Genomic DNA, 10,812 nt, shown 5'->3' with positions numbered 1-10,812 from the left:
CATCGAACCAATCGCCGTCGATCTCTGCAGCACGCAGTACCGCGCCACCGCCATTGGAGACACCCACGCCCAGCGTGCGCGTCGTGGCCGGCGTGAACGGGGCCGCGTCGGGGTAGGCGCGGTCCAGTGCCTGCAGGCCGAACTGCAGCGCCTGCAGCAGATGCCGGCCCCAGTCGGCTTCCGGGTTGTCGCCCGAATGCGCGTGCTTGAACGCAATGCCGTGGGTAGCGTGTGGCGTGGCAGGAGCGAAGGCCAGCGCGCCCTGGGAGGCGGGCGTGCCGTCGGCCTGGACGCCGACCTTGGCGTCCAGGTCGTAATAGTCGCTGCCGGTGCCCTTGTCGGTATATGCAACAGCGCAGCCGTGGGCCAGGCCCCAGCTGCCGGCCACCGCAATGGCACCGTAGATGCCCCGCGAACCGGAGGAGGCGGCCACCACCAGACACCTGCGTGCGGCATCGAAGGTATCGGGCACCTGCACCAGTACGCGATGCGGGTGGCGTGCACCGGGGATGCGCGCATAGGCGGAGAACTCGCGGCCGGGTACCGCCTGGAGAGTGCCGTAGACATCGCCGAACCCGCCGCCGGGGGTCAGGTCGGCAATCCCGCGCCAGCTGCTCCAGATCGCGCGGCGCCGGGCTTCGTCGGCCGTGGGCTGGGCCGGGTTGGCGAAGGTCGGCGCGGTGGTCGAGCGCAGGGCGTCGATTCCCAGCCCGGCGATCAGCAGGTCATCGTTGCCGCGATGCCCGGTTTCCCGCCACTGCTCGAACACGGGCACTGCAGCGGTGGAGCGGGGCGCGGCCGCATCGGCGACGGAGATGCCGCCCGGCAACAAGGCCAGCGCGGCGCACAGCGGAGCAAGGGAGCGGTGGATGTTCATTGCGCCACCGTAGCAAGCCCGTCAGCGCGCGCCAGCGTACCTAGGTACCCGTGCCGAGCCGTGGGCGATTTGCTAACCTCGGCTGGACATGCCGACCCTGCTCATCGCCGATGACCATCCCTTGTTCCGCGCGGCGCTGCATCGCGCGGCCGAGGAAGCCGTTGCCGACCTGCAGATCAGCGAGGCCGATTCCCTGCACAGCGTGCTCGAGGCGATCGAGAGCCAGCAGATCGACCTGATGCTGCTGGACCTGCACATGCCCGGCAACCACGGGCTTGCCGGGCTGGCAACCATTCGTGCACTGCAACCGGGGCTGGCGATCATCATCGTGTCGGCCAACGAAGAGCCCCACGTGATCCGCCGTGCCATCGACCTGGGCGCGGCCGGTTACCTCCCCAAGAGCTCGGGGCTGGCCGACCTGCAGTCGGCGTTGCTGAGCGTGCTGGAGGGAGAGCGCTGGATTCCGGCGCTGCTGCGCGAGCCGGTGGCCCGGGTGGCGCCCTTCAGCAAGGACGCCGACCTTGCCGCGCGCCTGTCCAGCTTGTCGGCGCATCAGTACCGCGTACTGAGTTTGGTGGCCGAAGGGCTGCTCAACAAGCAGATTGCCGACCGCCTGGGCGTGCAGTTGCGCACGGTGAAGGCGCACATGACCCGCATCATGGGCCGGCTGGGCGTACGCAATCGTGCGCAGGCCATCCGTGTGCTGCATGAAATGGGGCTGGCCGATCCTTCGCGGCAGATGGACGAGGCGCAGGACGCCTGATCCTTCGTCAGGGAGCGGCCGGTCGGGCTGTTGCCAGCAGATGATTGATCGCCCAGCGCAGCGCCAACGGCTTGAACGGCTTGTTCAACAACGACAGTCCCGCCTCGCGCACGGCGTCGCGGGTGTCGTTGCCGGTGTCGGCGCTGAGAATGACCGTCGGCCGCGGCCCATGTGCCTCCACCAGGCGCTGCCAGAGCTGGACCCCGGTATCGCCCGCGTCAAGGTGGTAGTCGAACAGCCACAGCGCAGCGTCGGGTGCGTGCGAACCCACCGCACTGGCGTCGCCTGCGGCGATGACATCGCAGCCCCAGGAAAGCAGCATCTGCCGCATGGCTTCCAGCGCCGTCGGGTCGTTGTCCACCACCAGCACGCGGATGCCCTTGATGCTGCTGTTGCCGGCGACGGGTTCACTGCGCGGGGCCACCGGCGGCGTGGCCCGGGCCACGGTAATGGAGAACGCCGCGCCGCGCTCGAGCACGCTGTGCAGGTGCAGTGGTGCATGCAGCAGGTCGGCGATCCGGTGTGCGATCGTCAGCCCCAGGCCCAGGCCCTGGCCATTGCTGCGGTCGCCGCGGTGGAACTCTTCGAACACCACTGCCTGCTGCTCCGCGGCGATGCCGGGGCCGCTGTCATGCACTTCGATGGACAGCGTATGGCCAGTGCGACGCACCCCCAGCAACACGCCACCGCTGCGGGTGTAGCGGATGGCATTGGCCAGGAAGTTCTGCAGCACACGGCGCAGCAGCAGCGGGTCGCTGTGTACCCAGGCGCGGGTGCGCACATGACGGAACTGCAGGCCGCGCGCCGCAGCCAGCACGGCGAACTCCTGCGCCAGCGGATCGAGCACGCTTGACAGTGCAAACGGGCGTGGATCGGCCACCAGCCCGCCGGCCTCCAGTCGCGAAATATCCAGCAGGCCCGACAGCAGGTCATCGGTGGAATCCAGGGCGCCACGGATCTGGTGCAGGAAGCTGCCAAGGAAGTCGGAGTCGATGTGCTGCGACATGGCGTCGGTCAGCAGCTGCGCGGCATGCAACGGCTGGATCAGGTCGTGGCCGACCGCAGTAAGGAAGCGCGTCTTGGCCACATTGGCCCGTTCGGCCTCCTGCACGGCGTGCTCCAGCCTGGCGGTGCGGTCCTGCACGCGGCGCTCCAGGGTTTCGTTGCTGCGCTTGAGTGCGTCTTCAGCACGGCGGAAGGCGGTGACATCGGTGAACGTGGCCACGTAACCGCCGCCGGGCATCGGGTTGCCGCGGATTTCGACGATGGTGTTGTCGGGGAAGATCCGCTCGGACAGATGCGGGGTGCCGCGCCGCATGTGCACCACGCGGCGCTGCAGTGCCTTGTCCAGCGTGTCACCGGGGCTGTCGCCGATGTTCAGCTGCCCCAAGGCCCACGCCGTGAGGTTGACCACCGACTGGCCCACCTGCAGCAGCGCCGGCGGGAATTTGAACAGCGCGGCATAGCGGCTGTTCCAGGCCACCAGCTGCAGCTGGGCATCGACCACGCTGATGCCCTGGCTCATGTTCTCCAGGGCCGCTTCCAGCAGGCGCTGGTTGAAGCGCAGCACCTGGGTGGCTTCGCCGACAGCGCGGGTGACGGCGTCCAGCGGCGCGGCGCCGCCATCGCGTGCGGCCTCCACCAGCAGCCGTGCCATGCCCGCACCGACCACGGCGGTGAGTTCCCGTTCGATGGCGGTAACCCGGTCATCATCGAGCATCTGCCCGGCATGTCCGTCCATCAACTGCCGGGCCCGCTCTTGGCCGAGGAAGCGACCGGCCGTCTTTCGCATCGACGCGGCGGCCACCGCGTCCCGCTGCAGGGGCATCGAGGGGCGTACCGCGCGCGACACCAGTACGACGGTTGCCAGGTTCACCGCCAGACTGGCGCCCATGCTGATGGCGATGTGTCCCGGCTGCATGCGCAGCGAGAACATGGCCAGCCAGTGCAGCCCGTCGGGGCTGGACGACGGTGGCGGCGCAGGGACCACCATCGGCAGCAGCACCAGCCACAGCCACACCAGGGAGCCCAGTACGATGCCGGCGATGATGGCCGGGGAGGGCGTGCGCGGGCGGTACACGGCAAACAGCACTGCCGGTGCCAGCTGCGAAAGCGCGGTGAACGACATCAGGCCGAAATCGCTGAGCGCTTCGGTGCCGCTCATCGCGCGGCTGTACAGCCACGACATCAGGAACACGGCGACGATGCCGGCGCGCCGGAAGGCGAGCACCCGCGGGCGCAGGTCGGCGCCGGTGTTGAATCCGTTGACGCCGCTCAGCAGGCGTGAGCCCACGCCATGGTTGCCCAGCATGATCGACAGGGTCAGCCCCGACAGGATCATCATGCCGGTGGCCGCGCTCAGGCTGCCCAGGTACGCCAGCAGCGCCAGCACGTGATGACCGCGCGCCTGCGGAAGGGCCAGCACATACAGGTCGGGCGACACCGCGTGCGGCAGCTGTGCGGCGCCGGACAACGCCATCGGCACCGACGGCAACCCGATCAGCAGCAGGTAGAGCGGAAACAGCCAGCGTGCGGTCTTCAGGTCCGACGGCTGGCGCAGTTCGACCACGCCCACATGGAACTGGTGGGGCAGGGTGAACGCAGCCATCGCACCAAGCGCCACCATGGTGAGGAAATCCGGAATGACCGCCGGCGGCGGCAGGTGCGCCATCTTGTCCAGCAGGGGCGTGCCCGCCTGGTCCACCGACAGCCCGGCATACAGGCCGATGGCCAGCAGTGCCGCCAGTTTCAGTACCGATTCCAGCCCCAGCGCAACCACGATGCCGCGGTTGTGCTCGGTGGCCGAGGCCTTGCGTGCGCCGAACAGCAGGGTGAAGGCGGCCATCGTAAGCGCGAACCAGAACGACACGTCCAGCTGCCACCCGACGGGGGCGAACTGGTCCCCCAGCAGGGCGCCGAGACCCTGGCTGACCGCTTTGAGCTGCAGCGCGATGTAGGGAATGATGCCGAACAGCGCGACCAGGGTGATGGTGACGCCCAACCCCTGGTCCGCATGCAGCCGCGCGACCACCAGGTCGGCGATGGTGGCACTGTTGTGTTGCTTGGCCAGTCGCCCGAGCCGTGCCAGGAACGGCAGCCCGAAGGCGAAGATCAGCGCCATGCCGATCAGTGTCGGCGGAATCGGGAAGCCCCATTGCACGCCCTGCGAGGCGGCCCCGTAATAGGTCCACGCCGTGCAATGCACGCCCAATGACAGGGCATAGATGGCCGGCCAGACCCTGGAGAGCCGATGCCCCTGGCGCTCCCCCCACAGGGCGACGCCGAACAGCAGCACGGTCCACGCGATGCAGGCGAACAGGACGATGGTGGGCGTCAACATCGCTCCAGTGTAGAGAGAACCGCCGCCGTCGGGCAGTAGGCCGGCGCGGTGGGGTGGGGCAGCGCGGCGCTAGGCGCTGAGCACGATCAGCGAGAGCTGCTCGGCGACCAGCGCCACCTCGCCGCCGGGAACCCGCTCGACCGTCTTGTGCTGGGTCAGCAACCATTGCCCCGGGCTGCGTGCTTCCAGTGACACCAGGCGCGAGCGCACCCGGACCTCGGCGCCGCTGGGCACCGGCGCCAGGAAGCGGACTTTGTTCAAGCCGTAGTTCAGTACGTGGGCGATGCCGGGGAAGCCGGTCAGCGCGGCCACATCGTCTTCGACGGTGAGGGAGAGCAGAAGGAAACCATGCGCGATGGTCTGCCCACCCGGCAAGCCGGCCTGTGCGCGGGCCGGATCGACGTGGATCCAGTTGCGGTCCCCGGTGGCCTCGGCGAACGCATCGATGCGTGATTGCGTGATGCGCGTGCTGCCGCCCAGTCGCTCGCTTGCTGCCCACTGCCCCAGCGCCTGCAGCGCGGCGGGCAGCGCACCGATCCTTGCCGCGTCGGTCATCGCACGTCCGCCAGCAAGGCCAGGATCGCGTCTCGGGCCACCGGCTCGGACAACGTGGGTGCATGACCCACCTCCGGCACTTCAACCAGACGGGCGCTGGCCGATGTGGCGGCCATCTTCCGCGCGACATCGGGCGGCAGGATGTCCGACAACGCCCCACGCACCACCAGTACCGGCACGCGCGCCGTCAGCCCGCGCACCGCGCGCCACAGCACCGGGCGCAGCAGCCACAGCACCCACGGCCGCGTGGTGCGGATCACCGCCGGGTCGTAATCCAGCTCCAGCAGCCCATCGTCGCGCTGGCGGAAGGTGTTTGTGGCCATCGTCCGCCAGTCGTCGGCGGTGAAGCGCGGGAACGCCGCCTTGCCGATGGATTCCACATAGGCCGTGGCCTGCGCCAGGTCCATCGGGGGTACGGGCTTGCCGGCGTACTTGCCGATCCGCGCCAGGGCCTCGCGCGGTACCTTGGGGCCGGCGTCGTTGAGCACAGCGGCAGCGATGCGGTCGGGTGCACGGGAGGCGAGGGTGATGGTGACCAGCACGCCCAGCGAGGTGCCGATGAAGACCGCCTTGTCGATGTTCTGCGACTGCAGCAGCGCCACCATGTCGTCAGCATATGCACGCGGGTTGTACCCGGACGGGTCCGGCGCACGCGCCGAACGTGCACGCCCGCGCAGGTCCACGGCGATCACGCGCCACCCGGCGGCGGTCAGGGATCGGGCAAGGGCATCGAAGTCGGCCGCATTGCGGGTCAACCCCGGAATGCAGACCACCGTGCCGCGGGGCGGTTGCCCCGCAGCCGGCGCATGGTCGCGCGCATGCAGGCGCAGGCCATCGCTGCTGTTCCAGTACAGATCATCGTAAGACGGCGTCATGCAGAAACTTCCTAGAAATCGTAACGGACGCTGAGGCTATATTGGCGCGGCGGCCCGTAGAAGCCAATCAGCGTGCCGACCGCCGGAATGTTGTAGCCGGTGGTGCGGTATTCCTTGTCGGCCAGGTTGGTGCCCTGCAGCGAGAAGGTCCAGGCGTCATCAAGCTTCCAGATGACCCCCGCGTTGACCAGTCCGTAGCCATCCTGGCGGATCACCGGGCTCAGGTCGGTGGTCGGCCACACCTCGCTCTGGTAGCTGTAGCTCACCCGTGCGGACAGGTTGCCGCCGTTGGCCAGATCGGTGCGGTATTCCACGTTCAGCGCGCCCGAGAACTCCGGGGCGTTGGTGAACTTCATCCTGTCGGCCACGTTGATGCCGCGATCCATGTACTCGTCGTACTTGGCGTCCAGCCAGGCCAGGTTGCCGGAGATCAGCCAGTGCCGGCTGGGCAGGTACTGGTACTCGACTTCCAGCCCGTTGATGGTGCCGGCGCCGGCATTGGTGAAGTCGCCGAAGAAGGCGTCATCGATGCCGTCACCATTGGTATCGATGCCGGTGAACACCGACAGCTGGATATCCTTGTACTTGTTGTGGAAGGCCGACAGGTTCAGGAACAGGCGCTGGTCGAGGAAGGCCATCTTGCTGCCAATTTCGAAGCTGTCGACGGTCTCGTCGTCGAACGGCTCGGCCGAGCGCGGCACGGCCACGGCATTGGCACGGATGTTGTAGCCGCCCGACTTGAAGCCGCGCGTCGCCAATCCGTAGACCATGATGTCCGGGGTGACCTGATAGTCCAGCGACACCTTCGGCGAGACGTTCGTGAAGTTGGTCTTCTTGTCGAAATCCGCCGCCACCGCGATGGGTCTGCTGAAGGTCGCATCGGCGTAGAAGCGGTTCAATACGATCGCGCGTTTGTCCTCGTCGGTGTAGCGGGCGCCGACGTCCAGCTTCAGCTTGCTGGTCAGGTCGAAGGTCCAGTCGCCATACAGCGCGATGCTGTCGGTCAGTACCTTGCCGCGGGTATCGCCGAACTGCAGGTTGAAGAAGTTGTTGCGGATCTGGCCACCGGCTTCACCGCTGAACTGGTACAGGCCCACCACGCCGCGCACGCGGCCGCCGGCATCATAGTTGAGCTGCACCTCGTTGCTGACCTGGTTGTCGGTGTAGGTACCGCCCACATCGGCCAGCTTGACCGGCGTGCTGTCGAAGTCGATATTGGCGTCGCTGTCCGACTCGCGTTTGGCCACCACGTACTTCAGTGCGAGGTCTTCGTTGGGACGCCAGTTCACCGTTGCCGAGGCGCCCTTGGTCTCGACGCTGTTGAGGTTGCGCATGCCCGAACGGATGTCGTAGCGGTCATCCATCGGCTGATACGCCGGGATGAAAGGATTGGGCGCCAGCATCTTCGAGCCGCGCATGCTGGACTGGTCGTCGATCCAGTCCAGGGCGAACTGCACGTCGAAATCGTCCCCGGCGTACGCACCCACGTTGAGGCGCGCCGCGTTGATCTGCTTGTCACTGACCGGCTGGCCATTGAATGTATTCTCGCCGAAGCCGTCGCGGTTCATGCTGGCCACCGCCACGCGCGCCCGCAGGCCGCTATCGGCACCGCCGACGGGACCGCCAATGGCGGCCTTGGCATCCAGCTGGCCGTAGTTGCCCACGGTGATCTGGGCGAAGCCTTCGTTCTGGGTGGGAAGACCGCGCGAGATGTACTTGATCGCGCCGCCGATGGTGTTTTTGCCGTACAGCGTTCCCTGCGGACCGCGCAGCACTTCGATGCGCGATACGTCGAACACGTCCAGCAGTGCGCCCTGCGGGCGTGCGATGTAGACGTCGTCGAGGTAGATGCCCACGCCAGGATCGGCGCCCCAGGTGGGATCGGACTGGCCGATGCCACGGATGTAGGCGGTGACCGTGCTGCTGGCGCCGCGCGCGGCGTAGATGGTCAGGTTGGGCACCTGGCCATCCAGGTCGCTGATGTCCTGGACATTCATCTTGTCCAAGGCTTCAGAGGTGAAGGCGGTGACGGCCACCGGCACCTCCTGCAGGGTTTCCTCGCGTTTGCGTGCGGTCACCGTGATGCTGTCCAGGTTGGTGGCCGAAGCGGTCTTGCCTGCCGCCGGTGCGGCGCGTGGCGCCTCCTGTGCCAGTACCGGCCCGGAGGCCAACAGCGCGCCGATCATCAGGCTCAAGCAATTCCGTTTCATTCGGTCCTCCCCCAAGGCATCACGTGGCGAATGGCCCATTGCCACCCATGGAACCTAGGCTAGCGGTGCCACGGGGCACGGGCGAGTGGACCTAGGTCCAGTCGGCAGCGACCGCCAGATCCGGATACTGGGCGCGTCCTCACCTGGAAGCGCCGTATGTCGTTACTGATCGTACTTGCAGCGCTGGCCTTCCTCATCCTGGTGGCCTACCGCGGTTACAGCGTGATCCTGTTCGCGCCCATCGCCGCGCTTGGCGCCGTGCTGCTGACCGACCCCTCGCTGGTGGCGCCGATGTTCACCGGCTTGTTCATGGACAAGATGGTCGGCTTCCTCAAGCTCTACTTCCCGGTGTTCCTGCTGGGCGCGGTGTTCGGCAAGCTGATCGAACTGTCCGGCTTTTCCCGCTCCATCGTTGGCGCCGCGATCCGTATGTTCGGCCCGCAGCGGGCGATGCTGTCGATCGTACTGGTGTCGGGCCTGCTCACCTATGGGGGCGTGTCGCTGTTCGTGGTGGTGTTTGCGGTGTATCCGTTCGCAGCGGAGATGTTCCGGCAGAGCGACATCCCCAAGCGTTTGATCCCGGCGACGCTGGCCGTGGGCGGTTTCAGTTTCACCATGGATGCGTTGCCCGGTACGCCGCAGATCCAGAACATCATCCCGACCACGTTCTTCGGCACCGATACCTGGGCGGCGCCTGTACTGGGCACGCTGGGCAGCATCTTCGTGCTTGCGGTGGGCATGGCCTACCTGGAGTGGCGCCGGCGCGTCGCGCAGCTCAGCGGCGAGGGCTACGGCGACCCGGCCACCCTGGTGAACGAGCCGACCCCCTTCACCGGCACGCATCTGGCGCACGCGGGCATTGCCGTGCTGCCGCTGGTGCTGGTGTTCGTTTCCAACAAGCTGTTCACCCTGGGCATCCCGCACTGGTACGGCGGCGCGCACAGCTTCGTGCCCTCCATCATGGGCAACGCCGCGCCGGTGGTGCAGGACGTGGCGAAGATCGGCGCGATCTGGGCGGTGGTGGGCGCGCTGCTGGTCGGCATTCTGTCGGTGCTGGCGCTGGCCTGGCGGCCCGTGGTTGCCCAGTTTGCCGAGGGCACCCGTGCGGCGATCAGCGGTGCGGTGCTGGCGGCCATGAACACCGCATCGGAATACGGTTTCGGTGCGGTGATCGCCGCATTGCCGGGTTTCATGGTGGTGGCCAACGCGCTGGGATCCATCAAGGATCCCCTGCTGCATGAGGCGGTCACGGTGACCGGCCTGGCCGGCGTCACCGGTTCGGCGTCCGGTGGCATGAGCATCGCCCTGGCCGCGATGTCGGAGACCTTCATTGCCAACGCGCAGGCGGCCGGCATCCCGATGGAGGTGCTGCACCGTGTCGCCTCAATGGCGTCCGGCGGCATGGACAGCCTGCCGCACAACGGTGCGGTGATCACCCTGCTGATGGTGACCGGGCTGACCCATCGCCAGGCCTACAAGGACATTTTTGCGGTGACCGTCATCAAGACCCTCGCGGTGTTCGTGGTGATCGGCATCTATTACGCCACCGGCTGGGTGTGACAGCGGCGTCGCAGCACCCTCTGGCCGGCCGGACCCCGAGGATTCCCGGAACCACTTCATCCACGACTCACGCATGAGGATCTGGCTATGAACTCTGGAATCAATTCGATCAAGGCGGCGCTGCTGGTGCTGTGCGCCTGGCTGGCAACGGCAGGCAGCGCGTTCGCGGCAGGACCCGCCGGGCATTGGGATGTGGGCCTGTTCGGCAACATTTTCGGCGCCCGCGAGTACCAGGTGTGGGTGCCGGCGGGCTACGACGACACGCAGCCGCTGCCGGTGCTGCTGGTGCTGCACGGCTGCGTGACCGGGCCAAACCTGATGGGTGAGGCCTCCGGCTTCAACGACGTGGCCGATACCGAAGGCTTCCTCGTGGTCTACCCCCGGCAGAACGTCACCGCCAACCCCGCACGCTGCTGGAACTGGCAGCTGCCGATCAACCAGGCCAGGGGCAGCGGTGAGGCCTCGATCCTGGCCGGGATCGTGGACCAGGTGAAGGGCAGCTACGCGGTTGATCCGCGGCGGGTCTACGTGACCGGCATTTCGGCTGGCGGCGCGATGACCTCGATCATGCTGGCCTGCTATTCGGATGTGTTCGCCGCCGGTGCGATCCATTCCGGCGGCATGTACAAGGG

General features: G+C 67.3%; 8 protein-coding genes. 3 read left to right on the top strand and 5 right to left on the bottom strand.

Annotated features, from left to right (window positions below; all coding sequences use genetic code 11):
- Nucleotides 1–877 (bottom strand): D-(-)-3-hydroxybutyrate oligomer hydrolase (locus DBR34_RS18545; protein ID WP_219928340.1); only part of this gene is annotated, 877 nt, incomplete at its 3' end.
- Nucleotides 878–965: 88 nt separating this feature from the next.
- On the opposite strand from DBR34_RS18545, the gene DBR34_RS18540 reads away from it, so the two are divergent.
- Nucleotides 966–1,640, top strand: a complete 675-nt coding sequence (locus tag DBR34_RS18540) for a response regulator transcription factor (protein WP_128097870.1) — start codon at nucleotides 966–968, stop codon at nucleotides 1,638–1,640.
- A 7-nt stretch (nucleotides 1,641–1,647) separates the two neighbouring features.
- On the opposite strand, the gene DBR34_RS18535 is transcribed toward DBR34_RS18540, so the two are convergent.
- From DBR34_RS18535 to DBR34_RS18520, 4 genes are all read right to left on the bottom strand, one after another.
- On the bottom strand, nucleotides 1,648–4,980 hold the full coding sequence (locus DBR34_RS18535; RefSeq protein ID WP_128097869.1) for a PAS-domain containing protein: 3,333 nt from the start codon (nucleotides 4,978–4,980) through the stop codon (nucleotides 1,648–1,650).
- A 69-nt stretch (nucleotides 4,981–5,049) separates the two neighbouring features.
- The gene (locus DBR34_RS18530; RefSeq protein ID WP_128097868.1) at nucleotides 5,050–5,535 is read right to left on the bottom strand and encodes a MaoC family dehydratase; all 486 of its coding nucleotides are present in this window, start codon (nucleotides 5,533–5,535) and stop codon (nucleotides 5,050–5,052) included.
- Nucleotides 5,532–6,410 carry an alpha/beta hydrolase gene (locus DBR34_RS18525; protein WP_128097867.1) on the bottom strand — a complete coding sequence of 293 codons (879 nt, stop codon included), beginning with the start codon at nucleotides 6,408–6,410 and terminating at the stop codon, nucleotides 5,532–5,534. Before DBR34_RS18525 ends, DBR34_RS18530 begins: the two co-directional genes overlap by 4 nt.
- A gap of 11 nt (nucleotides 6,411–6,421) precedes the next feature.
- Nucleotides 6,422–8,596: a TonB-dependent receptor gene (locus tag DBR34_RS18520; protein WP_128097874.1), complete on the bottom strand. Its 2,175-nt coding sequence runs from the start codon at nucleotides 8,594–8,596 to the stop codon at nucleotides 6,422–6,424.
- 180 nt (nucleotides 8,597–8,776) lie between these two features.
- Here DBR34_RS18520 and DBR34_RS18515 point away from each other — a divergent pair, with 180 nt between their 5' ends.
- Both DBR34_RS18515 and DBR34_RS18510 read left to right on the top strand, forming a co-directional pair.
- A complete protein-coding gene (locus DBR34_RS18515; protein WP_128097866.1) occupies nucleotides 8,777–10,180 on the top strand; it encodes a GntP family permease in 1,404 nt (467 codons plus the stop codon).
- A gap of 87 nt (nucleotides 10,181–10,267) precedes the next feature.
- Nucleotides 10,268–10,812, top strand: a 545-nt coding sequence (locus DBR34_RS18510; RefSeq protein WP_128097865.1) for a PHB depolymerase family esterase, incomplete at its 3' end; no start/stop codon positions are given.

It is taken from the genome of Stenotrophomonas sp. HMWF003 (genome assembly GCF_003061285.1).
GTDB classification, from domain to species: Bacteria; Pseudomonadota; Gammaproteobacteria; order Xanthomonadales; family Xanthomonadaceae; genus Stenotrophomonas; species Stenotrophomonas maltophilia_AP.
The sequence above is the reverse complement of the archived record's forward strand: the minus strand, read 5'-3'. Positions and strand labels throughout refer to the sequence as shown.

Coding starts and splice junctions, on each gene's coding strand:
- DBR34_RS18540 (WP_128097870.1), top strand. CDS start 966: ATGCCGACCCTGCTCATCGCCGATGACCATCCCTTGTTCCGCGCGGCG.
- DBR34_RS18535 (WP_128097869.1), bottom strand. CDS start 4,980: ATGTTGACGCCCACCATCGTCCTGTTCGCCTGCATCGCGTGGACCGTG.
- DBR34_RS18530 (WP_128097868.1), bottom strand. CDS start 5,535: ATGACCGACGCGGCAAGGATCGGTGCGCTGCCCGCCGCGCTGCAGGCG.
- DBR34_RS18525 (WP_128097867.1), bottom strand. CDS start 6,410: ATGACGCCGTCTTACGATGATCTGTACTGGAACAGCAGCGATGGCCTG.
- DBR34_RS18520 (WP_128097874.1), bottom strand. CDS start 8,596: ATGATCGGCGCGCTGTTGGCCTCCGGGCCGGTACTGGCACAGGAGGCG.
- DBR34_RS18515 (WP_128097866.1), top strand. CDS start 8,777: ATGTCGTTACTGATCGTACTTGCAGCGCTGGCCTTCCTCATCCTGGTG.